This window comes from Caulobacter sp. FG121 (assembly GCF_057809815.1).
This window is the reverse complement of record NZ_JBMDKR010000007.1, coordinates 37,012-61,484: the sequence shown is the minus strand read 5'-3', so window position 1 is coordinate 61,484 and position 24,473 is coordinate 37,012. Positions and strand designations below refer to the sequence as shown.

29 protein-coding genes are annotated in these 24,473 nt (G+C 68.4%); 19 read left to right on the top strand and 10 right to left on the bottom strand.

The window, feature by feature from the left end:
• Positions 1-101: 101 nt before the first annotated feature.
• The 13 genes from obgE to ACODSL_RS16355 all read left to right on the top strand — a co-directional run bounded on the left by obgE (position 102) and on the right by ACODSL_RS16355 (position 12,098).
• Entirely contained in the window at positions 102-1,163 is a 1,062-nt protein-coding gene (gene obgE, locus ACODSL_RS16415) for a GTPase ObgE (RefSeq protein ID WP_488901796.1), read from the top strand.
• Between the two features lie 16 nt (positions 1,164-1,179).
• Positions 1,180-1,620, top strand: a complete 441-nt coding sequence (locus ACODSL_RS16410) for a hypothetical protein (protein WP_488901795.1) — start codon at positions 1,180-1,182, stop codon at positions 1,618-1,620.
• On the top strand, positions 1,620-2,762 hold the full coding sequence (proB, locus tag ACODSL_RS16405) for a glutamate 5-kinase (protein WP_488901794.1): 1,143 nt from the start codon (positions 1,620-1,622) through the stop codon (positions 2,760-2,762). Before ACODSL_RS16410 ends, proB begins: the two co-directional genes overlap by 1 nt.
• A gap of 32 nt (positions 2,763-2,794) precedes the next feature.
• Positions 2,795-4,069: a glutamate-5-semialdehyde dehydrogenase gene (locus ACODSL_RS16400; protein WP_488901793.1), complete on the top strand. Its 1,275-nt coding sequence runs from the start codon at positions 2,795-2,797 to the stop codon at positions 4,067-4,069.
• Positions 4,035-4,712, top strand: a complete 678-nt coding sequence (locus ACODSL_RS16395) for a nicotinate-nucleotide adenylyltransferase (RefSeq protein WP_488901792.1) — start codon at positions 4,035-4,037, stop codon at positions 4,710-4,712. Before ACODSL_RS16400 ends, ACODSL_RS16395 begins: the two co-directional genes overlap by 35 nt.
• Positions 4,713-4,794: 82 nt before the next feature.
• Positions 4,795-5,214 (top strand): ribosome silencing factor, encoded by a 420-nt coding sequence (rsfS, locus tag ACODSL_RS16390; RefSeq protein ID WP_488901910.1) that lies wholly within the window; start codon positions 4,795-4,797, stop codon positions 5,212-5,214.
• Between the two features lie 96 nt (positions 5,215-5,310).
• A complete protein-coding gene (rlmH, locus tag ACODSL_RS16385) occupies positions 5,311-5,775 on the top strand; it encodes a 23S rRNA (pseudouridine(1915)-N(3))-methyltransferase RlmH (RefSeq protein WP_488901791.1) in 465 nt (154 codons plus the stop codon).
• 27 nt (positions 5,776-5,802) lie between these two features.
• Positions 5,803-6,897, top strand: coding sequence for a murein hydrolase activator EnvC family protein (locus ACODSL_RS16380; RefSeq protein WP_488901790.1), 1,095 nt, complete (start codon positions 5,803-5,805; stop codon positions 6,895-6,897).
• 80 nt (positions 6,898-6,977) lie between these two features.
• A complete protein-coding gene (locus ACODSL_RS16375) occupies positions 6,978-8,414 on the top strand; it encodes a S41 family peptidase (protein WP_488901909.1) in 1,437 nt (478 codons plus the stop codon).
• A 56-nt stretch (positions 8,415-8,470) separates the two neighbouring features.
• Complete coding sequence (locus tag ACODSL_RS16370; protein ID WP_488901789.1) at positions 8,471-9,655, top strand: divergent polysaccharide deacetylase family protein; 1,185 nt, start codon at positions 8,471-8,473, stop codon at positions 9,653-9,655.
• Positions 9,652-10,125 carry an RNA pyrophosphohydrolase gene (locus ACODSL_RS16365; protein WP_488901788.1) on the top strand — a complete coding sequence of 158 codons (474 nt, stop codon included), beginning with the start codon at positions 9,652-9,654 and terminating at the stop codon, positions 10,123-10,125. Before ACODSL_RS16370 ends, ACODSL_RS16365 begins: the two co-directional genes overlap by 4 nt.
• 16 nt (positions 10,126-10,141) lie before the next feature.
• A complete protein-coding gene (locus ACODSL_RS16360) occupies positions 10,142-11,278 on the top strand; it encodes an alpha/beta hydrolase (protein WP_488901787.1) in 1,137 nt (378 codons plus the stop codon).
• Between the two features lie 64 nt (positions 11,279-11,342).
• Complete coding sequence (locus ACODSL_RS16355) at positions 11,343-12,098, top strand: alpha/beta fold hydrolase (protein ID WP_488901786.1); 756 nt, start codon at positions 11,343-11,345, stop codon at positions 12,096-12,098.
• On the opposite strand, the gene ACODSL_RS16350 is transcribed toward ACODSL_RS16355, so the two are convergent.
• From ACODSL_RS16350 to ACODSL_RS16305, 10 genes are all read right to left on the bottom strand, one after another.
• A complete protein-coding gene (locus ACODSL_RS16350) occupies positions 12,070-12,330 on the bottom strand; it encodes a CBU_0592 family membrane protein (RefSeq protein ID WP_488901785.1) in 261 nt (86 codons plus the stop codon). The two genes, ACODSL_RS16355 and ACODSL_RS16350, sit on opposite strands and share 29 nt — an antisense overlap.
• Positions 12,331-12,336: 6 nt before the next feature.
• Entirely contained in the window at positions 12,337-12,999 is a 663-nt protein-coding gene (locus ACODSL_RS16345; protein ID WP_488901784.1) for a hypothetical protein, read from the bottom strand.
• 101 nt (positions 13,000-13,100) lie between these two features.
• Positions 13,101-13,361, bottom strand: coding sequence for an ATP synthase F1 subunit epsilon (locus ACODSL_RS16340; protein ID WP_488901783.1), 261 nt, complete (start codon positions 13,359-13,361; stop codon positions 13,101-13,103).
• Positions 13,361-14,971 carry a F0F1 ATP synthase subunit beta gene (gene atpD / locus ACODSL_RS16335; protein ID WP_488901782.1) on the bottom strand — a complete coding sequence of 537 codons (1,611 nt, stop codon included), beginning with the start codon at positions 14,969-14,971 and terminating at the stop codon, positions 13,361-13,363. The genes ACODSL_RS16340 and atpD overlap by 1 nt, the downstream gene beginning before the upstream one ends.
• Before the next feature lie 31 nt (positions 14,972-15,002).
• Entirely contained in the window at positions 15,003-15,878 is an 876-nt protein-coding gene (locus tag ACODSL_RS16330; RefSeq protein WP_488901781.1) for a F0F1 ATP synthase subunit gamma, read from the bottom strand.
• A gap of 31 nt (positions 15,879-15,909) precedes the next feature.
• Positions 15,910-17,445, bottom strand: coding sequence for a F0F1 ATP synthase subunit alpha (gene atpA / locus ACODSL_RS16325; protein ID WP_488901780.1), 1,536 nt, complete (start codon positions 17,443-17,445; stop codon positions 15,910-15,912).
• 5 nt (positions 17,446-17,450) lie between these two features.
• Positions 17,451-18,005, bottom strand: coding sequence for a F0F1 ATP synthase subunit delta (locus tag ACODSL_RS16320; RefSeq protein ID WP_488901779.1), 555 nt, complete (start codon positions 18,003-18,005; stop codon positions 17,451-17,453).
• A 181-nt stretch (positions 18,006-18,186) separates the two neighbouring features.
• Complete coding sequence (locus tag ACODSL_RS16315; protein WP_488901778.1) at positions 18,187-18,438, bottom strand: hotdog family protein; 252 nt, start codon at positions 18,436-18,438, stop codon at positions 18,187-18,189.
• Positions 18,439-18,565: 127 nt separating this feature from the next.
• Positions 18,566-18,874, bottom strand: a complete 309-nt coding sequence (locus ACODSL_RS16310) for a DUF8200 family protein (protein ID WP_488901777.1) — start codon at positions 18,872-18,874, stop codon at positions 18,566-18,568.
• 199 nt (positions 18,875-19,073) lie between these two features.
• Positions 19,074-19,499, bottom strand: coding sequence for a hypothetical protein (locus ACODSL_RS16305; protein ID WP_488901776.1), 426 nt, complete (start codon positions 19,497-19,499; stop codon positions 19,074-19,076).
• A 151-nt stretch (positions 19,500-19,650) separates the two neighbouring features.
• On the opposite strand from ACODSL_RS16305, the gene ACODSL_RS16300 reads away from it, so the two are divergent.
• The 6 genes from ACODSL_RS16300 to ACODSL_RS16275 all read left to right on the top strand — a co-directional run bounded on the left by ACODSL_RS16300 (position 19,651) and on the right by ACODSL_RS16275 (position 24,330).
• On the top strand, positions 19,651-20,991 hold the full coding sequence (locus tag ACODSL_RS16300; protein WP_488901775.1) for an acyl-CoA dehydrogenase family protein: 1,341 nt from the start codon (positions 19,651-19,653) through the stop codon (positions 20,989-20,991).
• Positions 20,992-21,003: 12 nt separating this feature from the next.
• Complete coding sequence (locus tag ACODSL_RS16295) at positions 21,004-21,411, top strand: GFA family protein (protein ID WP_488901774.1); 408 nt, start codon at positions 21,004-21,006, stop codon at positions 21,409-21,411.
• A 79-nt stretch (positions 21,412-21,490) separates the two neighbouring features.
• Positions 21,491-22,141 carry a LemA family protein gene (locus ACODSL_RS16290; RefSeq protein ID WP_488901773.1) on the top strand — a complete coding sequence of 217 codons (651 nt, stop codon included), beginning with the start codon at positions 21,491-21,493 and terminating at the stop codon, positions 22,139-22,141.
• Positions 22,142-22,211: 70 nt separating this feature from the next.
• A complete protein-coding gene (locus tag ACODSL_RS16285) occupies positions 22,212-22,955 on the top strand; it encodes a TPM domain-containing protein (protein WP_488901772.1) in 744 nt (247 codons plus the stop codon).
• A 1-nt stretch (position 22,956) separates the two neighbouring features.
• The gene (locus tag ACODSL_RS16280) at positions 22,957-23,661 is read left to right on the top strand and encodes a TPM domain-containing protein (protein ID WP_488901771.1); all 705 of its coding nucleotides are present in this window, start codon (positions 22,957-22,959) and stop codon (positions 23,659-23,661) included.
• A 3-nt stretch (positions 23,662-23,664) separates the two neighbouring features.
• Positions 23,665-24,330 carry a polyamine aminopropyltransferase gene (locus tag ACODSL_RS16275; RefSeq protein WP_488901770.1) on the top strand — a complete coding sequence of 222 codons (666 nt, stop codon included), beginning with the start codon at positions 23,665-23,667 and terminating at the stop codon, positions 24,328-24,330.
• Positions 24,331-24,473 lie beyond the last annotated feature (143 nt).

The window sequence follows — 24,473 nt, the reverse complement described above, 5'->3', positions numbered from 1 at the left end:
ACGGCATTCCGGTCTCCTATGCCGCCATCCGGGCATCTTTGCGACCCCGCGATGGGGCCGCCGCCCTTTTCTGGACCCTTGCCTTGGCCCATAAGGGCGCGATGAAATTTCTCGACCAGTGCAAGATCTACATCCGTTCGGGCGACGGCGGCGGCGGGGCTGTCTCGTTCCGGCGCGAGAAGTACATCGAATACGGCGGTCCGGACGGCGGTGACGGCGGCCGGGGCGGCGACGTGTGGATCGAAGCCGTCGAAGGCCTCAACACCCTGATCGACTATCGCTACCAGCAGCACTTCAAGGCCGGCACCGGCATCCACGGCATGGGCCGCAACCGCCACGGCGCGGCGGGCGAGGATGTGATCCTCAAGGTCCCGGTCGGCACCCAGGTGCTGGAAGACGACAAGGAGACCCTGGTCGCCGACCTCGACGCCGCCGGCAAGCGCATCCTGCTGGCCAAGGGCGGCAACGGCGGCTGGGGCAACGACCGGTTCAAGGGCCCGATCAACCAGGCTCCCAAGCACGCCAACCCCGGCCTGCCGGGCGAGGAACGCTGGCTGTGGATGCGGCTGAAGCTGATCGCCGACGCCGGACTGGTCGGCCTGCCCAATGCCGGCAAGTCCACCTTCCTGGCGGCGGTCAGCGCGGCCAAGCCGAAGATCGCCGACTATCCCTTCACGACCCTGGTCCCGAACCTCGGCATCGTCGACCTCTCGTCAGAGGAACGATTCGTCATCGCCGACATTCCCGGTCTGATCGAGGGCGCGTCCGAAGGCGCGGGCCTTGGCGTCCGCTTCCTCGGCCACGTCGAGCGCGCCGGCGCCCTGATCCACCTGGTCGACGCGACCCAGGACGATGTTGTGGGGGCCTGGCGCACCGTGCGCGGCGAGCTGGAGGCCTATGGCGAAGGCCTGGCCGACCGCCCCGAAATTCTCGCCCTCAACAAGGTCGATGCGGTCGACCCCGACGAACGGAAGGCCAAGGCCAAGGCGCTGAAAAAGGCGTCGGGCGTCGCGCCTCGCCTGATTTCCGGCGTGTCCGGCGAGGGCGTGCAGGAGATGCTGCGCGCCACGTTCCAGGCCGTCAGGGCGCACCGGGCGGAGGAAGCAGCCGAAGCGACGGTCGAGTCCGCCGATGATGCGGCTCCCGGCTGGTCGCCGGTGTGATGCGAGGATCATAGCCATGCTGATCGCCAGTCTGTTCTCGCTTCTGCTGTTGGCCGCCGGTGACCCGGCCGCGGCCGCGGCCCCGCCTGTCGCGGCGACGGCGACAGCTACGCCGACCGCCGAAAAGCCCGCCGTCGATCCGGTGATCGCCGAGATCAACGCCCTGATGGCCCCCTACAAGGGCAAGTCCGGCGATCGCCTGCGTGGCAAGTTGGGCTTCTCGTCCGGAACCCGTCCGGCCAGCGATGGCGAAGTGGTGTTCTGGGAACTGAAGGTCGAGCAGGAGATGACCTGCGGCATGGACCCCAAGACCCTGTCCATGCGCTGCCTGCGTGGCGACCCCTTCCAGTGCCGCCTGGCCATCGCGTTCGACAGGCAGGGCTTCGTCACGGCCTGGGCCGCCAGCGGCGTTCCCGAGGTCTGCAAGGGTTTCGTCGAGAAGCTGAAGGCCAACTGATGAGCGGCTCGTCGACCGGCCTGAGCAGCGCCCGGCGCGTGGTGATCAAGGTCGGGTCCGCCCTCGTGGTCGACGCGCAATCCGGCCTTCCCGCACGCAACTGGCTGACCGCCTTCGCCGCCGACGCCGCCCGCCTTAGGGCCCGGGGCCAGCAACTGCTCGTGGTCTCGTCCGGCGCCGTCGCGCTGGGCCGTCGCCGCCTGGGCCTCAAGCGCAAGGCCCTGACCCTGCCGGAAAAGCAGGCGTCCGCCGCCGCCGGCCAGTCCCTGCTGATGCGCGCCTGGGAAGAGGCGTTCGAACCCCACGGCCAGGCCGTGGCCCAGGTGCTTCTGACGCGGGACGACACGGAGGTCCGCCGCCGCTGGCTGAACGCCCGCGCCACGGTCGAGACCCTGCTGGACCTCGGCGTCGTGCCGGTCGTCAACGAGAACGACACCGTCGTCACCGAAGAGATCCGCTACGGCGACAACGACCGCCTGGCTGCCCGCGTGGCCCAGATGATCGGGGCCGACATGCTCGTGCTGCTGTCGGACATCGATGGCCTCTACACCGCCGACCCACGCCGCGATCCGTCGGCCGTCCGGCTGGAGCGGATCGCCGACATCACGCCGGAGATCGCCGAAATGGCCGGCGGCGCCAATGCCTCCTCGGGCGTCGGCACCGGCGGCATGGCGACCAAGATCGCCGCCGCCCGCATCGCCCGCGCGGCCGGCTGCGCCACCATCATCACCCTGGGCAGTCGACCCCGGCCGCTGCTGGCGATCGAGGACGACGCGCCGTCGACGATCATCGAGGCCGCTATCAGCCCTGCCGCCGCCTACAAGAGCTGGATCGCGGGCTCGCTGGCGCCGGCGGGAACCCTGACGGTGGACGCCGGCGCCGCCACCGCCCTGCGCGCCGGCAAGAGCCTGCTGCCGGCGGGCGTGACCGCTGTCGAGGGCGATTTCGACAAGGGCGATGCCGTGCTCGTGCGAGGGCCGGACGGCGAGATTGGCCGGGGCCTGGCGCGCTACGAGGCGGCTGATGCCCGCAGGATCGCCGGCCTTCGGTCGGACGCGATCGAGGCGGCGCTGGGCTTTACGGCCGGCCCGCTGATCCACGCCGATGACCTTGCGCTGGTCGGGCTGGCGGAAAGCCGCTAAGGCTCAGTCTGAGCAAAACGAGGTTTTGATCCGTGGACGACGCGGGCGCATCCCTGCAGGCGACGATGCTGGCGACCGGACGGTCCGCCCGCGACGGCGCGCGCGCCCTGCGCCTGTCGACCGCCGACCAGCGCTCGGCCGCGATCCTCGCTGCCGCCGACGCCATCCGGGCGAGCGCGCCCGCCATTCTCGCCGCCAATGCCGCTGATTTCGCCGCCGCGAAGGCGGCCGGCCTCTCCGGCCCGATGCTCGACCGGATGATGCTCGACGAAGCCCGGCTGGCAGACGTCGCCGACGCCGTGGCCCAGGTCGCGGCGATCCCCGATCCGCTCGGAACCGAAATCGCTCGCTGGACCCGCCCCAACGGTCTGGACATCGCCCGGATCCGCACGCCAATCGGCGTCATCGCGATCATCTACGAAAGCCGGCCCAACGTGACGGCCGACGCCGCGGCGCTGTGCATCCGTTCGGGCAACGCGGCGATCCTGCGCGGCGGGTCTGAGTGCCTGCGCACGAACCTGGCCCTGCATGCGGCGATGGTGAAGGGTCTGCTCAAGGCCGGCCTCCCCGCCAGCTGCATCCAGCAGGTGCGCACCACCGATCGCGCCGCCGTCGGTGAAATCCTGTCGGGCCTGGACCGCCACATCGACCTGATCATCCCGCGCGGCGGCAAGAGCCTGGTCGCCCGGGTGCAGGCCGAGGCCCGCGCGCCCGTACTTGGCCATCTGGAAGGCCTCAACCACGTCTTCGTCCATGAGAAGGCCGACATCGCCAAGGCCCGCGACATCGTCGTCAACGCCAAGATGCGCCGGGTGTCGGTCTGTGGGTCGGCGGAGACCCTGCTGATTGACCGCGCCGCGGCGGCGCGGCTGCTGCCGCCGATCGCCGACGCCCTGATCCGTGAACGCTGCGAAATGCGCGGCGACTCGGCCGCCCGGGCGATCGAACCATCGATGAAACAGGCCTCAAGCGAGGACTGGACCACCGAACATCTGGCGGCGGTCCTCAATGTCGCGGTGGTCGACGGCGTCGAAGGCGCGGCCGCCCACATCGCGGCCTACGGATCGGGGCATACCGACGCCATCGTCACCGAGGACCCGGCTGCGGCGGACCGGTTCATTGCGCTGGTCGACTCCGCGATCGTCCTGGTCAACGCCTCGACCCAGTTCGCCGACGGCGGCGAGTTCGGTTTCGGCGCCGAGATCGGCATCGCCACAGACAAACTTCACGCCCGCGGTCCGGTCGGGGCCGAGCAACTGACAACGTACAAATATGTGGTTCGCGGGACCGGCCAGACTCGTCCCTGAGGCCGGGAGGCCCCGCACCCTGCGCCTTGGCTTCGACCTGAAGCCGGGCATGCGGGTGGGACTCTATGGCGGCTCGTTCAACCCGGTCCACGACGGCCATGTGCACGTGGCCGAGACGGCGCTGAAGAAGCTGCGCCTGGACCGGGTGGTCTGGCTGGTCTCGCCGCAGAACCCCCTCAAGCAGCGACACGAGACGGCGCCGCTGAAGGATCGCATGGCTGGCGTCAGGGCCCGGGCGCGGGGACCGGCGATGATCATCTCGGATGCGGAGACGCGAATCGGCTCCCAGTACACCATCGATACGGTGCGGGTGCTCAAGGCCAGGTTCCCGGGCGTGCACTTCGTCTGGATCATGGGCGCCGACAGTCTGGCCGGGTTCCACGGCTGGCGCGGCTGGACGCAGATCATGCGCGAGCTGCCCGTCGCCGTGGTCTCGCGCCCCTGGGCGGCGCTCAAGGCGCGCACCTCGCCAGCCGCGAAACGCTTCGCGCATTTCCGCAGACCCGCCCGCGAAGGCCCGCTGCTGGCGACCATGAAGGCCCCGGCCTGGGTCTATCTGCGCGGACCGTTCAACTTCGCCAGCTCCACCGCGATCCGCGACCGCCAACGCGGAACTCCCGGGACAGATACCCCCGGGACATAGCGGGACAATCGGGGACACTGATTCGCTGACGTTCAGGCCGGGACGTGCTATGGGTCCCGCTTAGCGAGGCGAATAGAGGAGCATTCCGCTGAATCGCGAGTTGGCGCCCGAGGCGCACGAGGCCCTTTCGGGGGCTTCATCCGACGAACCTCGACAAAGTTTCGGTTCGGTCGAAGATCTGATCCTGGCCCGTCTCGATGACGACAAGGCAGAGGATGTTGTCCTGATTGATCTCAAGGGCAAAAGCCCGATGGCTGACTCGATGATTGTCGCGTCAGGCCGTTCGCATCGCCATGTCGGCGCGCTGGCCGACCATGTCATGCGCGCCCTGAAGGAAGCCGGTCACGGCAAGGCGCGGGTCGAAGGCCTGCCGCACTGCGACTGGGTGCTGATCGACGCCGGCGACGTCGTCGTTCATCTGTTCCGCCCGGAAGTGCGCACCTTCTACAACATCGAGAAGATCTGGTCGGTCGACTCGCCGCACATCACGCCGGCGAACTAGTTGCGTGGTTCGACACGCGCTTCGCGCTGCTCACCATGACGTAAAATTGCACGTCATCCTGAGCAGGCCCGAAGGGCCGTGTCGAAGGACGCACGCATGAAGATCACGCTCCTCACTGTCGGCCGGCTGGGCCGCATGCCCGAGGCCCTGCTGGCGAAGGACTACGTCGAACGCGCCACGGCCAGCGGCCGCTCGCTCGGCCTTGGGCCGGTGGAGATCGTCGAGGTCGAGGCCCGCAAGCCGGGCAAGGCCGCCGAGGCGGAGGTCCTGCTTCCCCACCTCAAGGACGCCTTCGTCATCGCCTGTGATGAACATGGCGCAGTCTGGCCCTCCCGCGACTTCGCCGCCCGGATCGGCCGCCTGCGCGACGATGGCGTTCGCCGGCTGGTGTTCCTGATCGGCGGGGCGGACGGGCTCGACGCCTCGATCCTCGACGCGGCCAACGCGAAGATGGCGTTCGGACCGCAGACCTGGCCCCATGCCCTGGCCCGGGCGATGCTGGCCGAACAGGTCTACCGCGCCGTGACCATCATGGCAGGAAGCCCCTACCACCGCGACTGACGGCGCGCCCTCTGCTATCAGCCTCCCATGCGTCGCCGACTGGCCACTTTCGCCGTTCTAATCCTCTGCGCCATCGCCGCCCGCGGCGCGGCGCAGGAGCCGGCCGACGCCCCGTCGCCGCGGATGATGGAAGTCCTGTCCATCCAGTCCGGGTCCGCCGGATCGGCCGGGCGTGCGGAAGCGCGCCGCCAGATCGAGGCCTTGCGGGAAGAGCTGCACCGCCTCGCCTCGCGTCAGGCCCAGAGCAGTCGCGACGTCGCCAGTGCGCGGGGGCGTCTGCAGATGCTCAATGTCCGTGAAACGGCCCTGACGGCCGAACTGGGTCGCGATCGCAACCGGCTGGCCAGGTTGCTCGGGGCGCTGCAGCTTTTTCGCCGGGATCCGCCGCCGGCCCTACTGGTCCGGCCCGAGGACGCTCGCGACGCCGTCCGGGCTGCGATCCTGATCCGGGCGATGACGCCGGCCCTTGAACGCCGCGCCCGCGCCTACGGAGCCGAGGCGCGCGAGATCGCCGCCCTGCGTCGGCAGGCCGCGGCGGCCAACGAGTCGTTGTTCACCAGCGAGAGCCTCGCCGCCGACCGGCGCGGTGACGTCGAGAAGCTGCTCACCGAACAGGCGGACATCGAGCGCCAGTACCCCGACGACGCCGTCGCCGCGGGTCGCGATCTGGGCAGCCCCGGCGGGCTGGCGGACAGCTTCCCGCGCCTGACGGGTCCTGACAGGGGGCCCGGGCCAATTCTGCGGCCGGCCGGCGTCGTCCAGACGCGGGGCTTCGGCGTCGCCATGGGCAACGGCGGGCGGGCGGAGGGTGTCTCATTCCGCGCCAGGGCGGGCGCCGCGGTCGTCAGTCCGGCTCAAGGCGTGGTTGAATTCGCTGGGCCGGTGACGGGTTGGGGGGTCATCTTGATTCTCCGGACCTCCGGCCCGTACCATCTGGTTCTGGCGGGACTTGGCGAAGCCACAGCCGCGCCGGGACAGACCATCGCCGCCGGCGCGCCCATAGGACGCATGGCGAGAGGCGGCGAGCCGGAGCTCTATCTGGAGCTTCGCAGGTCAGGGACGCCGATCGATCCGGCCCCCTGGCTGAAAGACGGCGCCGGAGTTGCAGCGGTGGTCCGGTAGGACACAATTTCGGCCCGTGCGCGGGCTTTAGTCGGAACGCGGCGCGTAGGGCCGCAAAGGGAGCCTCCAGCAAGGCTATGTTGAAGAAGAACCTCCTGATCGGCGCGTGCGCCTTTGTTCTGGGCGCCGGCACGATGGCCTATGTGGGCCAGTCGGCCGAGGCCACCGCGCAGCCCAGGGCGCAGACCTACAAGATGCTGCAGCTGTTCGGCGACGTGCTGGACATCATCCAGAAGCAGTATGTCGTCGAGGTCGACGACAAGAAGCTGATCCAGGCCGCGCTCGAAGGCATGGTCGCCTCGCTGGACCCGCACTCCGGATACCTCGCTCCCGAAGGCTTCGAGGACATGCAGGACACCACTCGCGGGGAATACGGCGGGCTGGGCATCGAGATCACCAGCGAGGACGGGGTGGTCAAGATCATCTCGCCGATGGACGGCACCCCCGCGTCCCGCGCCGGTCTGCAGCCGGGCGACTACATCACCGCCGTCAACGGCGAGAGCGTCATCGGCTTGCCGACCAACGAAGCGGTCAAGCTGATGCGGGGCCCGGCCGGCGACAAGGTCACCCTGACCATCGCCCGCGAGAAGACCGACGCCTTTGACGTCGTTCTGGTCCGTGAAGTGATCAAACCCAAGTCGGTCACGGCGCGCCTCGAGGGCGACTACGGCTACGTGCGCCTGTCGGGCTTCAACGAAAAGGCCACCGACGAGGTGGTCGCGGCCATCAAGGGTCTGCAGGCCCAGAACCCCAAAATGAAGGGCCTGGTCTTCGACCTGCGCAACAATCCCGGCGGCCTCCTCGACCAGGCGGTCGGCGTGGCCGACATCTTCCTCGACGGCGGAGAAGTCGTCAGCCAGCGCGGTCGCGACGCCCGCGACATCGAACGCTACAACGCCCGTCCCGGCGACATGCTGAACGGCCTGCCGGTTGTGGTGCTGGTCAACTCCGGCTCCGCCTCGGCCGCGGAGATCGTCGCCGGCGCCCTGCAGGACCGCAAGCGGGCCGAGATCGTCGGTCTGACCAGCTTCGGCAAGGGCTCGGTCCAGACGGTGATCCCGCTGCGCGGCGGCGCGGACGGCGCCCTGAAGCTGACCACGGCGCGCTACTACACGCCGTCCGGTCGCTCGATCCAGCGCACCGGCATCGAGCCGAACCTGGAAGTGGCCTCCAGCCGCGAACAGGCCGAGCTGATCGCGACCCGGTCTTTCCAGTACAGCGAAGCCTCGCTGCGCGGAGCCCTCGATACCGAGGACGGCGCGGCCCGGCGGGCGGCTCACGCCCCGGCGGAAGCCCCGCCGGCGACGTTTGACGAGGAAAGCTGCAAGAAGCGCCCGATCACGTCGCTCAGCGCCGGCCTCGAGCTGAAGTGCGATTTCCAGCTGCAGCGGGCTCTGGACGTGCTGCGCAACGGCTCGGTTGCGGCGACCCCGAAACTGCCCAAGCCGGCGCCGAAAATCGCGGCCATGGTCGACGGCCGACTGGTGCCGCCGCCCTCTGACGGCAAGCCGAAATAGGGCTTCATTAACCATAATCGGCGAGGTTGGCGGCGCGTAGTCTCCGTCGCCTTGTCATGTTCTCCAGAAAACCCGCCCCCGCCTATGCCGTCAGCACCGCCGCCGGATCCGGACGGTTTGCCGGCGCGCGCGCAGCGGCCCTGACAGCCCTGCAAAATCCGTGGATCAGCGCCGGCGGCGCGGGTCTTCTGTTTCTCCTCACGCTGGCGACCCTCGTCGTCATCACGGCCGATCCCAAGGCGGGCGCGCCGCACGTGCGCATCTCCCTGGCCGAAGCCGCCGCGAGCGGCGCAGCCGTCCCCGGCTGGCGCGAGGCCCTGGCGCCCGAGGCCGCCCACGCCCCCCTGACCACGGGCGTCTACGACCTCTCCGACGGCCCGATCCAGATGGCCGAGGCCAGCCCGATTGCCGGTTCCGCCTTCATCACCTTGCCTGAAGGCGGCGATGCCCAGGACGCTCCATCGAGCGCCCTCCCCGCGGCCCCGATCGCCGGCCTGACAGAACCCGGTCCCGGCGGGGCCTTGCTGCCGATCATCGGACCCGGCGGCCGCACGCCGGCTGAGGCCTACGCCCGCCCCTTCACCGCCAATGGTAAGCCTCGCGTCGCCTTGGTCGTCGGCGGGCTGGGCCTCAACGCGGCCCTGACCCGCAAGGCGATCGAGACCCTGCCCGGCGAGGTGACGCTGTCGTTCGCGCCCTACGCCGACGGTCTGCAGGGATGGATCGACCTGGCGCGGGCCAATGGCCATGAGGTGCTGCTTGAGGCGCCGATGGAGCCGGCCGACTATCCGTCGAATGACCCCGGCCCCATGACCCTGCTGGCCGGCAGCAGTCCGCAGGAGACCGTGCGCAAGCTGGAATGGCTGCTGTCGCGGGCGACCGGCTATTTCGGGCTGACCAACTATCTCGGCTCGCGTTTCGTCGCGACGCCCGGGGCCATGGCGGCATTCTCCGGGGCTCTCAAGACACGCGGCCTTGCCTTCGTCGATGACGGCGCGGCCGCCGGGAAGGGCGCGGGTCCGCTTCGCGCCTCGGCCAACCGGGTGATCGACGACGACCTGTCAGCCGAGGCCATCAATCTGCAGCTGACCGCGCTTGAAGCCGCCGCCCGCGCGCGCGGCCAGGCGCTGGGCTCCGGCTTCGCCTATCCGGTCACGGTCGATCAGGCCGCCATCTGGGCCCGTGGCCTGGCCGAACGCGGCTTCCAGCTCGCGCCGGCATCAGCGCTGGCGCACCGGTGAACCTCAACGACCATCCCCAGCACCGGCCGAACGTCGGGGTGGTGTTGTTCAATCCGGAAGGGCTGGTGTGGCTCGGCCGGCGCGTGAACACGCCCGCGCCCTGGAACTGGCAGTTCCCGCAGGGGGGCGTTGACCGGGGCGAGGACCTCCATGAAGCCGCGCTGCGCGAGCTGGACGAGGAGACCGGAGTCACCAGCGTGTCCCTGCTCGACCGCACGGGCGACTGGGTGGTCTATGACTTTCCGCCCGAGGTGCTGGCCCGGGGTGGGCGGTGGAAGGGCCAGAAGCAGATCTGGTTCGCGTTCCGCTTCGAAGGCGATGAGTCGGAGATCCGCCTCGACGCCCACCACCAGGTCGAGTTCGACGCCTGGCGCTGGGCCCGTCTCGACGAGACCCCGGGACTGATCATACCCTTCAAGCGTTCAACCTATGAAACCGTGGCGGCCGCCTTCGGGCGGTTCGCCGGCTAGCGGGGCGGAGACGACCATGAGCGCGATCATCATGCTGCACGGCGTGGGCGGCACCGGAGCCACCTGGTCACGGTTCGCGCCGGCGTTCCGGGCCAAGGGCTGGCGCGTTGAAACGCCGACCCTGAGGCCTGACAAGCGTGTCGCCGAGAACCCGCCGGCTGATCTGCCGTCGCTACGGCTCAAGGACTACATCGACGATATCGCCGCCCTGGCGGCAACGCTGGAGGCCGAGACGGGTGTCCCGCCGGTGCTGTTCGGCCATTCGATGGGCGGACTGGTCGTGCAGAAACTACTGGAGCGCGGCGTCGGCCGGGCCGGTGTGCTGGTCACGCCGGCCTCGCCCGCTGACTGCAGGGGTCCCCGGGCGCCGGGCCAGGCAGTGACCTTCGCCAACATCCTGTTGAGCGGCGACGTCGGCGCGAAGAGCCACAAGATCTGGCGGTGGGGCTTCTCCTGGGGCGTGCTGAACCGCGTGCCGAAGGCCAAGCACGCCGGTATCTTCGCCGGTACGGTCTATGACAGCGGCGGCGTCTACACCGACATCGGCTATCCCGACCGCGATCCAGAGCGCTCGGCCTATGTCGACGAGACGAAGATCACGGCGCCGATCCTCAGCCTCGGCGGTGCGCGCGACCGCGCCGTGCCGATCGGCGACGTGCGCCTGCTGGCCGAGAAGTACTCCCGGGTTGGCGGCGACTATCTGGAGTATCCCGACCACGGACACTGGATCGTCGACGAGCCGGGCAGCGACCAGGTCATCGCCGACATCCAGACCTGGCTGGGCAACAAGGGCCTGACTCCTGAAGCGCCCTCGAAGAAGGCGGTGCCGAAGGTGAAGACGGCTGCGGCAGTGAAGGCGGCGCCGGCCCCCGCAAAGGCCCCTGCCAAGCCGGTCACCGCGGCCAAACCCGCTACCCCGAAGGCGGCGCCCGTCAAGACGGGCGCGAAGGTCGCGCCAGCCGTGAAGGCGAAAGCCCCGGCGCCCGCCGCCAAGGCGCCTGCCAAGCCGGCCGCCCCCAGGGTGGTCAAGGCGGTGAAGGCCGCGCCTGCCGCCAAATCCGCTGGGGTGAAACCCGCCCGAACCGCGGCCAAGGCCGCGGCAAAGGCGCCTTCGAAGGCGAAACCGCCTGTGCGCAAGCCGAAATCAACGTAATGTCCCGATGGTCCGGACAGGCGCGGCCCAGGCAGGTCCGTCGCCGGCATCGTAAGGGGAATTGATGTCAGCGCCCGTCATCATGGTGCACGGCGCCTTCTGTGGCGGCTGGGTCTTCGACCGTTTCCGCGCGCCGTTCGAGGCGGCCGGCCACGTGGTGCTGACGCCGGACCTGCCGGGCCATTCACCCGGCGGCTCGCCCGCCAACCGGTCGATGCGGGACTACGCCGACCATATCGCCGGCCTCTGTCGGAACTGCGCAGAGCCGCCGATCCTGATCGGCCATTCCATGGGCGGGCTGGTGGCCCACCTGGCGGCGGCAAAGGCGCCTGTGTCCGGTCTGATCCTGCTCGCGCCATCCCCGCCCTGGGGCGTGCCTGGCGCCAGCATGGAAGAGGCGATCTCGGCCGTCAGCCTCTATGCGCTGGGCCCGTTCTGGCTGCAGGCCATCGATCCCGACTATGCCCTGGCCAAACTCTACAGCCTCGACCGTATGGACAAGGCTGATCGCAAGGCGATTTTCGCGCGCATGACGCCGGAAAGCGGCCTGGCCCTTTGGCAGACGCTGAACTGGTGGCTGGATCCGTTCATGACGACATCGGTGTCGTCGGGCCGGGTCGAGGCGCCGGCCCTGGTCATCGCCGGGGGTCGGGACGTAATCCATCCGCCGGCCACGGTGAAGCAGACCGCCGACCGTCTGTCGGCACGGTTCGAGGTTCTGCGGGAGATGAGCCACTGGCTGCCCGGCGAGCCCGGGTGGGACGAAGTCGCGGCGCTCTGCCTGTCCTGGCTCAGCGAGCGCCGCCAGGCCGCCGCCTGAGCAGCAGCACGCGGACCAGCCCGGCCAGCGAGACCAGCGCCCAGCTGCCCTCCATCAGGAGTGCGGACAGGTTGAAGTCGACGGACAGCGACAGAAGAATAAGGGACGCGCCGAGGAAGTTCGCGAACAGCGACGGCGCGCCCTTGACGTCGAGCCGGCCGAGCGCGGCGGCGGCGTAGGCGGCCAGGACCATAAGGACCCCGGCCACCCCGACGACATCAGTCCAGACCACAGGCGGTCAGTTCGGACGAATGCTGAACAGAACCTGGGTGTGATCGAACTTGGCGTTGACCGGCGAACCGTCGGTCTTGCGCTCGGTCATCAGCACGAGCGCCACGCCCTCGGTGTCGCCTTCTTTTTCCCAGGAGCGGGTCGTGCGTTCCATGTCCGTCACGTATTTGTCGAAACGGGCCAGGAACCAGCCGCCGCCCTGACGCTGCGCCCAGTAGTGCAGGTCAGTCGCCAGCGTGGCCGCAGGGGCGACGGTTTCGACCGGATGGTTCACGTCGATCGTGCAGACCGTCGGGTTGGTCGAGGAGGGTTGGATCGAAACCGAGTAGCCCTTGGCGTAGGCCCAGGTCCAGACATCGCGCTTCTTCTTGAAGCCGAGCGAGGGGGCCAGCTGGGCGATGTTGGTGCCGCGGACCATCGGGCTGCAGACGCGTTCAATGGTGTTGATAACGGCCAGCGAGGTGACGTCCGTCGGCTCCGGCGGCGGAGCAGGCGGGGCTTCCGGCGCGGGCGCCGCTTCCGGAGTCGCGGGGGCGGCAGGCGCGTCAGGCGCGGCAGGCGCTGTCGCCGGAGCGGCGGGCGCCGCCGGGGCGGCGGGTTGTTCCTGGGCGACGGCGGCGCCGGCCACAAGGGCGGCGGCGGTCAGGCTGAGGAGCGCGAGACGGCGCATGTCGGTCAGATCCTTTTCTCTGGTCGGCGATCATTCAAGACCGCCGGGCGTTCCCTCGCAAGCCAATCTGCGCTGGCTTTGCGGCGGAGGTTGGACAGACCTTAGGCCTCGACAGCGTGCTCGGCGAGGATGGTCAACCCTTGGGCGTTTACGTCGGCAAAGCCGCCGTGAATCTGGAAGGTGCGGCTGGTGGATCCGTCATGGACCACCACCACGCCTTCTCGCAGGGCCGTCATGAACGGCGCATGACCGGCCAGAACGCCAAAGTCGCCCTCGGCGCCCGGCGCATCGACGCGGTCGACCTCGCCGGAGAACACCTCGCGCTCGGGCGCGACCAGGGAGAAGGTGAGCTTGTCAGCCATTAGGCGGCTTCCATCGCCATCTTCTCGGCCTTCTCGACGGCCTCTTCGATCGCGCCGACCATGTAGAAGGCGCCTTCCGGCAGGTGGTCGTACTCGCCTTCGCAGATCGCCTTGAACGAGCGGATCGTGTCAGCCAGCTCGACGAACTTGCCAGGGCTGTTGGTGAACTGCTCGGCCACGAAGAACGGCTGGCTCAGGAAGCGGCTGATCTTGCGGGCGCGGGCGACCGTCAGCTTGTCCTCTTCCGACAGCTCGTCCATGCCGAGGATGGCGATGATGTCCTTCAGCTGCTTGTACTGCTGGAGGATTTCCTGAACGCGGCGGGCGACGCCGTAGTGCTCTTCACCGATCACCAGCGGGTCCATGATCCGGCTGGTGGAGTCCAGCGGGTCCACGGCGGGGAAGATGGCCTGGGCGGCGATGTCGCGGCTGAGCACGGTCGTCGCGTCCAGGTGGGCGAACGAGGCGGCGGGCGCCGGGTCGGTCAGGTCGTCGGCGGGCACGTAGATGGCCTGAACCGAGGTGATCGAACCCTTGTTGGTCGAGGTGATGCGCTCCTGCAGGTTGCCCATCTCGGTGGCCAGGGTGGGCTGATAGCCCACGGCCGACGGGATGCGGCCCAGCAGAGCCGACACTTCCGAGCCGGCCTGGGTGAAGCGGAAGATGTTGTCGATGAACAGCAGCACGTCCTTGCCTTCCACGTCGCGGAAGTACTCGGCCTGGGTAAGGCCGGTCAGGGCGACGCGGGCGCGGGCGCCCGGAGGCTCGTTCATCTGGCCGTAGACCAGGGCGCACTTGGAGCCTTCGGTCGAGCCGCCGTTCTTCTTCGGGTCCACGTTCACGTTGGACTCGATCATCTCGTGATAGAGGTCGTTGCCTTCGCGGGTGCGCTCGCCGACGCCGGCCAGAACCGAGTAACCGCCGTAGGCCTTGGCGATGTTGTTGATCAGCTCCTGCATGGTCACGGTCTTGCCCACGCCGGCGCCGCCGAACAGGCCGATCTTGCCGCCCTTGGTGTAGGGGCACATCAGGTCGATGACCTTGATGCCCGTGACCAGCACTTCGGCCGAGGTCGACTGCTCCGCGAAGCTCGGGGCCTCGCGGTGAATGACGTTGTAGTGCGGGGTGACGATCGGGCCGGCTTCGTCGATCGGCTCGCCGATGACGTTCATGATGCGGCCGAGCGTGGCCGGGCCGACCGGAACGGTGATGCCCTTGCCGGTGTCGGCGACGTCCTGGCCGCGGGTCAGACCCTCGGTCGTGTCCATGGCGATGGTGCGGACAGTGTTTTCACCCAGGTGCTGGGCCACTTCCAGAACCAGGCGGAACGGCTCGCCCGTGCGCTGGTCGAGGTTGGTGGTCTCCAGGGCGTTCATGATCGCCGGCAGGTGACCTTCGAACTCGACGTCCACGACGGCGCCGATGACCTGGACGATTTTGCCGGTCGCCACCAGGGCGGTCGGCTTCACGGCCTTGGGCGCGGCCGTCTTGGCGGCGGGAGCCTTGGCGGCCGCCTTGGGAGCGGCGGCCTTGGTGGCGGCGGGAGCCTTGGGCGCGGCGGCGGCCTTGGGGGCCTTGGCGGCGGCGGGCTTCTTCGGGGCGGTTGCCATTGGTCTGGTCTTCCGTGCGATCTTTATGCGGTCAGAGGGCTTCGGCGCCGGAGATGATCTCGATCAGCTCCTTGGTGATCTGCGCCTGGCGGGTTCGGTTGTACTGGACGGTGAGGGCCTTGATCATGTCGCCCGCGTTGCGCGTGGCGTTGTCCATGGCCGTCATCTGGCTGGCGTAGAAGCCGGCCATGTTCTCGAGCAGGGCGGACAGCACCTGCACCGTGATGTTGCGCGGCAGCAGGGTCTCGAGAATGCCTTCCTCGGAAGGCTCGTACTCGTAGACCGCGCCCTGCAGATCGGTGACGGGCGCGCCCTCGACCTGGGCCGGGATGAGCTGCTGGCCGACCGGGGTCTGGCTGACCACCGACTTGAAGCGGCTGTAGAACAGGGTGACCACATCGACGTCGCCGGCCTCGTAGAGCGAGATGATCCGGTCGGAGATCGGCTGGGCCACGGCCAGCGTCAGGGAGCGCTCGCCCGAAAGGTCGAAGCTCTCGATGATCCGGTCGCCGTACAGGCGGCGAAGGGGCGGAAGCGCCTTCTTGCCGACCGTGATGATCTTCACGTCCTTGCCCTCGGCCAGCAGCGACGCGATGCGATCGCGGGCCGCCCGGACGATGGACGAGGAGAAACCGCCGGCCAGACCGCGATCCGCGGCGGCGACGACGATCAGGTGACGCTTGCTGGAGCCGGTGCCCGCCAGAAGCAGGGGGGCGCCGTCACCGCTCACGCCGGACGCGAGGTTGGCGATCACCGCGGCCATCCGGCTCGCATAGGGACGCGCGTTCTGCGCGGCGTCCTGGCTGCGGCGCAGCTTGGCGGCGGCGACCATCTGCATGGCCTTCGTGATCTTCTGCGTGGCTTTCACGCTCGAGATCCGAACACGCATGTCCTTGAGGCTGGCCATCGAGGGCTACTCTCTCTCGCTCTCGGCCGGCTTAGGCGAAGGTCGCCGTGAAGCCTTCGAGCGCCTTCTTGAGGGTGTCCTCAAGGTCGGAGCCGAGGGCCTTGGTGGTGCGGATCGCGTCGAGCAGATCCTGGTGCTTGCTGTGCAGGCGGGCCAGGAACTCACGCTCGAAGCGGCCGACCGCGCTGGTCGGGATCGCGTCGAGATAGCCGCGCGTGCCGGCGTAGATCACGCAGACCTGCTCTTCGACCGACTGCGGAGCGTACTGGGGCTGCTTCAGCAGCTCGGTGAGGCGCTCGCCGCGGGCCAGCTGGCGCTGGGTGGCCGCATCGAGGTCCGAACCGAACTTCGCGAAGGCGGCCATTTCCCGGTACTGGGCAAGCTCGCCCTTGATCGGGCCGGCGACGGTCTTCATGGCCTTGATCTGGGCCGAAGAGCCCACGCGCGACACCGAGATGCCGACGTTCACGGCCGGGCGGATGCCCTGGAAGAACAGGTCGGTTTCGAGGAAGATCTGGCCGTCGGTGATCGAGATCACGTTGGTCGGGATGTAGGCCGACACGTCGTTGGCCTGGGTTTCGATGACCGGCAGGGCGGTCAGAGAGCCGGAGCCGTTGTCCTCGTTCAGCTTGGCGGCGCGCTCGAGCAGGCGGCTATGCAGGTAGAAGACGTCGCCCGGATAGGCTTCGCGGCCCGGCGGACGGCGCAGCAGCAGCGACATCTGGCGATAGGCCACGGCCTGCTTGGAAAGGTCGTCATAGATGATGACGGCGTGCATGCCGTTGTCGCGGAACCACTCGCCCATGGCGCAACCCGCGAACGGAGCCAGGAACTGCAGCGGAGCCGGCTCGGAAGCCGTGGCGGCGACGACGATGGTGTAGTCGAGCGCGCCGTGCTCTTCGAGCGTCTTGACGATCTGGGCGACCGTCGAGCGCTTCTGGCCGATCGCGACGTAGATGCAATAGAGCTTCTGGCTCTCGTCGCCGGTCGCGTTGACGGCCTTCTGGTTCAGGATGGTGTCGATCGCGACGGCGGTCTTGCCGGTCTGACGGTCGCCAATGATCAGTTCGCGCTGGCCGCGGCCGATCGGGATCAGGGTGTCGATGGCCTTCAGGCCCGTCTGCACCGGCTCATGCACCGACTTGCGCGGGATGATGCCCGGGGCCTTCACGTCCACGCGGCGACGCTCGGAAGAGCCGACGATCGGACCCTTGCCGTCGATCGGCTCGCCCAGCGGGTTGACGACCCGACCGAGCAGGCCACGACCGACCGGAACGTCCACGATCTCGCCGAGGCGACGGACTTCGTCGCCTTCGCTGATCTGCTGGTCCTGGCCGAAGATCACGATCCCGACGTTGTCGCGTTCGAGGTTGAGGGCCATGCCCTTCACCCCGGCTTTCGGGAACTCGACCATTTCGCCGGCCTGGACCTTGTCCAGGCCGTAGACGCGGGCGATGCCGTCACCGACGCTCAGGACGGAGCCGACGTCGGACACATCAGCCTCTTCACCGAAGCTTGCGATCTGCGACTTGAGGATGGCCGAAATTTCGGCGGCGCGGATATCCATAGGTCTTACGCTCTCTTGAGGGCGAATTTCAGGGAGTCGAGCTTCGACTTCAGCGAAGCATCGAACAGGCGGGAACCGACGCGCACCTTGATACCGCCAAGGATGGCGGGATCGACACGGGTCGAGATTTCAGGATCCTTGCCCAGGGCCTGACGCAGGGCGGCGGCGACGCCCTTGCTCTGGGCGGCGGACATCGGCAGGGCCGTGACCACCTCGGCGGCGACGACGCCACGCTTGTCGGCCGACAGCTTTATAAAGGCGTTGATGACGTCGGGCAGGGCTGCGGTCCGACGATTGGCCGACAGCAGACCGATGAACTTGCGGGTCACGGCGTTGAGCTTCGCCTTGTCGGCGATGGCGCCCAGACCGGCGCCCTTTTCGTCAGCCGTGAACGTTGGCGAGGTGAGCAGACGGCGCAGATCGGCGCTCTCGGCCCAGGCCTTTTTCAGGCTCACGAGATCAGCCTCGACCGCAGCGGTCGACCTGGCCTCTTCCGCCAGTTCAAACAGGGCCCGCGCGTAACGCTGGCCTACATCCGTCGCCTTGGTGTCGTCCGCCACTTGTTCAACCGTCCGGTGCGTCGCGCACCGCGTCCTGGGTATGCCCCTCGGCGCGGCGCTAAAGTCTTGAAAGTGCTTGGAAAAGCACGAGAGCCGGCGGGCCGATAATGTCCTCCGGCCCGAAGCCGCGCGCCTGATAGCATGCGTTCTGCTGCATCGCAACGGCGCGGGGCCGCCAGAACTAGCCGCCTTTGACCCGAAATACGCCGGACGCGCTCGCCGCGCGGCGTCCATCGGGCAGAATGGCCTCGCCATGAACGAAGACAAGGCTGCGAGTCGCCCGGTCGACACGGGCGGCGACCGCGACATCCGCGGGGTCTCCGCCGGCGCCATAATCCAGCGTCAGGGAGACCGGGACCACGTCGCGGCCATCAGCGGCCGCGTCGATGAGGGCGCGTTCGAGAACGCCGGCCAGGGAAGGATACTGAGTCATCACGGCGGCTGCCTTACCCCCGGCGGCGCCAAAGAAAAAGGGCGGCGGTCGAAACCGCCGCCCTTGCACAACTGGCGAGTTGCTCGAGGAAACAAACCGGACGGCGGACCGTCCATTCAACAGAAGGCTAGCGGGCGACCGCGTTGCAGGTCGCCAGATCAGCGCTTTCAAGCGTGCGCTTGCCGTTGGTCAGGGCGGTGACGGGGCCGACGGCCTTCACCAGTTCCTTGCAACCCGCGACGGTGACGGTGCGGGCCTGGTTCGAGGCGGCCACGCAGGTGGAGCCTTCGCAAACAAAGAGCGCGCCGGCGGCGACGACCTTCGTCTTGGCGGCCACGGGGGCGGCCAGCGAAGCAGAAACCTTGCCGTCGGCGAAAGCCGCACCGGCGAAGGACAGGGAGAGAACGGCGGCAGCCGTCAGCATACGGAGTTTCATGGGTTCGCCCTCCGGCGTAAATCGGGGTGGTGATCGATGATCAAGCTTGGATCGTTACTGGCCCGATCCGCCCCGCTAAGGTGACGCTGGTATCCCCACCAACGCCGCGAGACGAACTAAGCATTGCTTAGATATCAACGATAACAAACGCCGCGCAAGCGGAATCTGCACAGTGCTTAGATTTTTTTGAGAATCGCTCTCAGCGCTCGAGAAGCTCGTCCAGGCGGCGCTTGGCCTCGTCGTGCACCTCGTCCCTGTCCTTGACCAGGGCCATGGACCGGATGCCGTTCCGCCGGTCTCCATCCTGCGGCAGGAACCAGAAGGCATCTGTCGACTGGCGCTGGGTGAGCGACCAGAGCACGGCTGCCAGAATCGTCCCCGCGCCGGCGGCCGCCATGACGGGCCAGATGCCATTTGGATCTGTACCCGTGATCATTTCCAGCCGTTCGGCCAGAACCTCGCGGTTCGGCGACTTGGCCGCCAACCGGTGCACGAAGGTCAGCACGACATGCGTCGCCCCCGCCACGGAGAGGGAGACGGCGATGGCGAACATCCTGGGCTGCAGGAACAGCCCGATGCCGGCCCCTAGAATCGCTGCGGCGATGATCAGGATCATGGCGGGCATTATCGAGCGTCATGGTGAATGAAGTGCTGACGCGACGGCGCCCGGGGGTTCGATTTCCAAAGCCTTCGGCTTCCGTCGGGTCACGGTTGCCGTGCGCGTAAGGCGGCGCATACTGGACCGCAAAACCAAACAGAAACGACGGGAGCGCCCCATGGATTTCGCCCTAGACCCCAAGCTTGTCGCCTACCTCGCCGAGCTGGACGAGTTCATCGAGACCACGATCAACCCGTTGCAGGCGCAGGACGACAACGACCGGTTCTTCGATCACCGGCGCGAGCACGCCCGCACCGACTGGGACAACGACGGCCTGCCGCGTCCTGAATGGGAAGAATTGCTCACCAAGGCCCGCAAGCTCGCCGACGACGCCGGCCACTATCGCTTCGCCTGGCCCAAAGAGATGGGGGGCAAGGAAGGCTCGCAGCTGTGGATGGCCGTGATCCGCGAACACCTGGCGGCCAAGGGCCTGGGGCTGTTCAACGACCTGCAGAACGAACACTCGATCGTCGGCAACAATCCCTTCGTGCTGATGTTCAAGGAATTCGCCACGCCGGAGCAGGTGGCCCGCGACGGCGACAAACTGCTGCACGGGACCATGCGCGCGGCGTTCGGCCTGACGGAGCCCAATCACGGCAGCGACGCCACCTTCATGGAGACCACGGGGGTTCCCGAGGTGAAGGACGGCAAGCCCGGCTGGCGCATCAAGGGCGAGAAGATGTGGACCACCGGCATGCACGTGGTCACCCACGTCATGGTCTTCGCCCGGACAAGCGGCAAGGACGGAGACGCCCTCGGCATCACCTGCTTCCTGGTGCCCCGCGAGCACATCAAGATCGAGGAGTGGATGTGGACCTTCAACATGCCAACCGATCACCCGCGCATCTCGTTTGACTGCTGGATCCCGGAGGACAGCTACTGGGGTCAGGTCGACCGGGGCCTCGGTCTGGGCCAGTCGTTCGTGCACCAGAACCGCATCCGCCAGGCGGCGTCGTCGCTCGGCGCGGCGGTCTACTGCATCAACGAGAGCGTCAAGTACGCCCGCATGCGCAAGCCGTTCGGCAAGGCGCTGAGCGACAACCAGGCGATCCAGTTCCCGCTCGTCGAGCTGCACGCCCAGTGCGAGATGCTGCGCCTCCTGATCCGCCAGACCGCCTGGCAGATGGACACGATGGACCACAAGACCATCGAGCGGGAGATCTCCGACAAGGTCTCGATCTGCAACTACTGGGGCAACCGCCTCTGCTGCGAGGCGGCCGACCGGGCCATGCAGGTGCACGGCGGCATGGGCTACAGCCGGCACAAGGCGTTCGAGCACATCTATCGCCACCACCGCCGCTACCGCATCACGGAGGGCTCGGAAGAGATCCAGCAGCGCAAGGTCGCGGCCTTCCTGTTCGGCTACCTCGGGCCGAAGCGTCAGGAGTTCAAGGCGCTGGAAGAAGAGTGGGCCGCCGGTCGCGCCGCCGGCAAGAACGACCGCGAACTGGGCATGTAGGGAGAGGCCGGTATGGCGCATATCGAAGGTGGCTGCCTCTGCGGCCAGGTTCACTACAGCGGCGATGCGGAACCGGCCTTCCAGGCCGTCTGCCACTGCAAGAACTGCCAGCGCCAGGCCGGCACGGCCTTTTCGGTGATCGTCGGCGTCCCCAAGGGGGCGCTGACGGTCACCGGGACGCTCAAGACCTTTCATGACAAGGGCGACAGCGGCGGGACGGTCGACCGGCTGTTCTGCCCCGACTGCGGTTCGCCGGTATTCTCTGAAGCGCCGGCCAACCCGGCGCTGGTGTTCATCAAGGCCGGGACGCTCGACGACCCGAGCTGGGTGACGCCTCAGATTCACATCTGGACCGAGAGCGCGATGGCCTGCACGGCGATCCCGGAAGGAATTCCGACGTTCGGAAAAAATCCCGGCTAGCGGGGTTCTCCCACGCGCCGCCGATATCCCCTATATAAAGACCTCGGGCCGCGCTCGCGGCTGTATCGAGGGGTCATCCATGATCGCCATCCGCCGTCTTGTCCGCTTCATTCCCGTGCTCGCGATCGCCGCGAGCCTTGCCGGTTGCGGCATCAACACCATTCCCACCCGCGACGAGCAGGTGAAGGCCGCCTGGGGCGACGTCCAGAACCAGTACCAGCGTCGCGCCGACCTGATCCCGAACCTGGTCTCGACCGTGAAGGGCTACGCCGCCCAGGAAAAGGACGTGCTGACCGCCGTCACCGAGGCCCGCGCCAGCGCCACCCAGGTGCGCGTCGACGCCTCGACCATCACCAACCCCGCGCAGTTCCAGCAGTACGCGGCGGCGCAGGACAAGCTGAGCGGCGTGCTCGGCCGCCTGATGATGATCCAGGAGAACTATCCCGAGCTGAAGTCGAACCAGAACTTCCTGGCCCTTCAGAGCCAGCTGGAAGGCACCGAGAACCGCATCGCCGTCTCGCGCCGCGACTACAACGAGGCCGTGCGCCTCTACAATACGAGCCTGCGGACCTTCCCAACGGTGATCTGGGCCAAGACACTCTACGGCGCCCAGAAGCCTGCATTGCCCTTCGAGGCCGCCGCCACGGCGCAGACCGCACCGACCGTCAGCTTCGATCCGACGCCGCCGGTGGCCGCTCCGGCCCCGACGACCGCGCCAGCGACGAAGTAACTTGACCGCCACCACCAAGGTCCTTCCCCCGCGATCAACGATCGCGTGGGGAAGGATGTGGGCGTCCCTGATGGCGCTCACCATCCTGCTGATCGCCTTGCCGGCGCTCGCCGCGCCGACCTTCCCGAAGCTCACGGGCCGGGTCGTTGATGACGCGGGCATCCTGTCGCCGGCCGTCGAAGCCTCCCTGACCGAAAAGCTGTCCGGACTGGAGACCTCGTCTGGCCACCAGCTGGTCGTGGTCACCCTGCCGACACTGCAGGGCTACGAGATCGAGGACTACGGCTACCAGCTGGGCCGGGCCTGGGCGATCGGCGACAAGAAGGGCAACGACGGCGCCCTGCTGATCGTCGCGCCCAATGATCGCAAGGTGCGCATCGAAGTCGGCTACGGTCTCGAGGGCGTCCTGACCGACGCCCTGTCCAGCGTGATCATCCAGAGCGCCATATTGCCGCGGTTCAAGGCCGGCGATATGGAGGGCGGCGTCGTCGCCGGGACCGACGCGCTGGTTCAGCAGCTCAGCCTTCCGGACGATCAGGCAAAGGCCAACGCGACGGCGGCGGCCGCCAAGGCGCGCGAGCACAAGAGCGGTCCGCCGCTTCCCTTCATTATCTTCTTCATCGTGTTCTGGGTGATCATCGCCAGCCTGCGCGGCCGGCGTCGTGGCGGCCTCGGCTCGGCCCTGCCCTGGATCATCCTGGGCTCGATGGGCGGCGGCGGACGTGACAGCGGCGGCTGGGGCGGCGGCGGCGGCGGCGGATTCTCCGGCGGCGGCGGCTCGTTCGGCGGCGGCGGCTCCTCGGGAGGCTGGTGACATGGCGATGACCGAAACCGATCACGATCGGATCGCCGCGGCGGTCGCGGCCGCCGAGCTCAAGACAGCCGGCGAGATCTACTGCGTGCTCGCGCCGGCGGTGTCCGACTACCGGGAAACGCCTCTGGCCTGGGCCACGGCGGCGGCGCTGATCCTTCCAGCCGGCGCCCTGCTGCTCGGGTTCCAGCCCCAGACCCTGACCGCCCTGTTCGGCGGCTGGACGGTGGGCCACGCGGCGGCGACCGACTCGACCATCCTGGCGGCCCTGACCATCTATGTGGCGCTGCAGGCGGCGGTCTTCATCGTCGCGGCACTGTTCGTGGCTATTCCGCCGGTCCGCCGGGCCCTGACCCCCGCCAGCCTCAAGGCCGAGCGGGTGCATCGGGCGGCCATGGAGCAGTTCCTCAGCCACGGCCTGCACGCCACCCGCGACCGGACCGGCGTCCTGCTGTTCGCCTCGCTCGCCGAGCGGCGCGCCGAGGTCGTGGCCGACGAGGGCATCTTCAAGGTCACCGACCCGGTGGTCTGGGACGAGGTCGTCGCCCTGCTGATCGCCGGCCTGAAGAAGCGCAAGACGGCCGACGGCTTCGTCGCCGCTGTCGAGCTGTCAGGTCGGATTCTCGCCGCGCACGTCCCGCCGGGCGCGGACAATCCCAACGAGCTGCCCGACCGGCTGGTCGAGCTGCCGGGTCCGGGCAAGGGCTGACCCTTGATCCCCTGGGAACACCTGGCGAGCGCCGTCGTACCCGGCGACGGCGGCGAGCTGCGCCTGATGCGGCGCGGGACCGAGTATTCGATCATGGCCGGATCGATCGAGCTGATGAACAGTCGGCTGAGCGGCTCGGAAGAGGCGCTGGCGACGCTGGCCCATGAACGGCTGGCCGGGGTCGCCGCGCCGCGCGTGCTGATCGGCGGGCTGGGCATGGGCTTCACCCTGCGGGCGGCGCTGGCCGCGTTCGGGCCGAAGGCGCGGATCGTTGTCGCCGAGCTGGTCCCGGCCGTCGTCGACTGGGCGAAGGGGCCACTGGCGGGCCTGTACGGGGACAGTCTGTCCGACAAACGCGGCGAAATCCGCGAGGGCGACGTGGCGGCGATGATCGCCGAGGGCGGCTGGGACTCCATCCTTCTGGACGTCGACAACGGCCCCCAGGGTCTCAGCCGCGCCGGCAACGACGGGCTCTACAGCTTCGGTGGCCTGGGCGCGACCAAGGCAGCGCTGAACCCAGGCGGCATGCTCGGCGTCTGGTCCTCGTCGTCCGACCACGGCTTCACCAACCGCCTCAAACGCGCGGGCTACGCGGTGGAAGAGATCGGGGTCCGCGCCCACCGCGGCCGGGGCGCGCGCCACACGATCTGGATGGCCAGAAAGGGCTGATCGGGAAGATCAGCTGATGCTGACACGCCCTGAAGGCCTTGATGGAATGGTCCGCTCCGGACGGTGACCTTGGTCAAGGACCGCTTCGCGGCCGCGCAGCGGCGGGCCTTTCGGGCCCGTCCTTGACGAAGGTCCCGCCGGAG

What these genes read in the sequence shown, in the direction of transcription:
- obgE (WP_488901796.1), top strand. Translation starts at nt 102, where the DNA reads ATGAAATTTCTCGACCAGTGCAAGATCTACATCCGTTCGGGCGACGGC.
- ACODSL_RS16410 (WP_488901795.1), top strand. Translation starts at nt 1,180, where the DNA reads ATGCTGATCGCCAGTCTGTTCTCGCTTCTGCTGTTGGCCGCCGGTGAC.
- proB (WP_488901794.1), top strand. Translation starts at nt 1,620, where the DNA reads ATGAGCGGCTCGTCGACCGGCCTGAGCAGCGCCCGGCGCGTGGTGATC.
- ACODSL_RS16395 (WP_488901792.1), top strand. Translation starts at nt 4,035, where the DNA reads ATGTGGTTCGCGGGACCGGCCAGACTCGTCCCTGAGGCCGGGAGGCCC.
- rlmH (WP_488901791.1), top strand. Translation starts at nt 5,311, where the DNA reads ATGAAGATCACGCTCCTCACTGTCGGCCGGCTGGGCCGCATGCCCGAG.
- ACODSL_RS16380 (WP_488901790.1), top strand. Translation starts at nt 5,803, where the DNA reads ATGCGTCGCCGACTGGCCACTTTCGCCGTTCTAATCCTCTGCGCCATC.
- ACODSL_RS16370 (WP_488901789.1), top strand. Translation starts at nt 8,471, where the DNA reads ATGTTCTCCAGAAAACCCGCCCCCGCCTATGCCGTCAGCACCGCCGCC.
- ACODSL_RS16360 (WP_488901787.1), top strand. Translation starts at nt 10,142, where the DNA reads ATGAGCGCGATCATCATGCTGCACGGCGTGGGCGGCACCGGAGCCACC.
- ACODSL_RS16355 (WP_488901786.1), top strand. Translation starts at nt 11,343, where the DNA reads ATGTCAGCGCCCGTCATCATGGTGCACGGCGCCTTCTGTGGCGGCTGG.
- ACODSL_RS16345 (WP_488901784.1), bottom strand. Translation starts at nt 12,999, where the DNA reads ATGCGCCGTCTCGCGCTCCTCAGCCTGACCGCCGCCGCCCTTGTGGCC.
- ACODSL_RS16340 (WP_488901783.1), bottom strand. Translation starts at nt 13,361, where the DNA reads ATGGCTGACAAGCTCACCTTCTCCCTGGTCGCGCCCGAGCGCGAGGTG.
- atpD (WP_488901782.1), bottom strand. Translation starts at nt 14,971, where the DNA reads ATGGCAACCGCCCCGAAGAAGCCCGCCGCCGCCAAGGCCCCCAAGGCC.
- ACODSL_RS16330 (WP_488901781.1), bottom strand. Translation starts at nt 15,878, where the DNA reads ATGGCCAGCCTCAAGGACATGCGTGTTCGGATCTCGAGCGTGAAAGCC.
- atpA (WP_488901780.1), bottom strand. Translation starts at nt 17,445, where the DNA reads ATGGATATCCGCGCCGCCGAAATTTCGGCCATCCTCAAGTCGCAGATC.
- ACODSL_RS16315 (WP_488901778.1), bottom strand. Translation starts at nt 18,438, where the DNA reads ATGACTCAGTATCCTTCCCTGGCCGGCGTTCTCGAACGCGCCCTCATC.
- ACODSL_RS16310 (WP_488901777.1), bottom strand. Translation starts at nt 18,874, where the DNA reads ATGAAACTCCGTATGCTGACGGCTGCCGCCGTTCTCTCCCTGTCCTTC.
- ACODSL_RS16305 (WP_488901776.1), bottom strand. Translation starts at nt 19,499, where the DNA reads ATGCCCGCCATGATCCTGATCATCGCCGCAGCGATTCTAGGGGCCGGC.
- ACODSL_RS16300 (WP_488901775.1), top strand. Translation starts at nt 19,651, where the DNA reads ATGGATTTCGCCCTAGACCCCAAGCTTGTCGCCTACCTCGCCGAGCTG.
- ACODSL_RS16295 (WP_488901774.1), top strand. Translation starts at nt 21,004, where the DNA reads ATGGCGCATATCGAAGGTGGCTGCCTCTGCGGCCAGGTTCACTACAGC.
- ACODSL_RS16290 (WP_488901773.1), top strand. Translation starts at nt 21,491, where the DNA reads ATGATCGCCATCCGCCGTCTTGTCCGCTTCATTCCCGTGCTCGCGATC.
- ACODSL_RS16285 (WP_488901772.1), top strand. Translation starts at nt 22,212, where the DNA reads ATGGCGCTCACCATCCTGCTGATCGCCTTGCCGGCGCTCGCCGCGCCG.
- ACODSL_RS16280 (WP_488901771.1), top strand. Translation starts at nt 22,957, where the DNA reads ATGGCGATGACCGAAACCGATCACGATCGGATCGCCGCGGCGGTCGCG.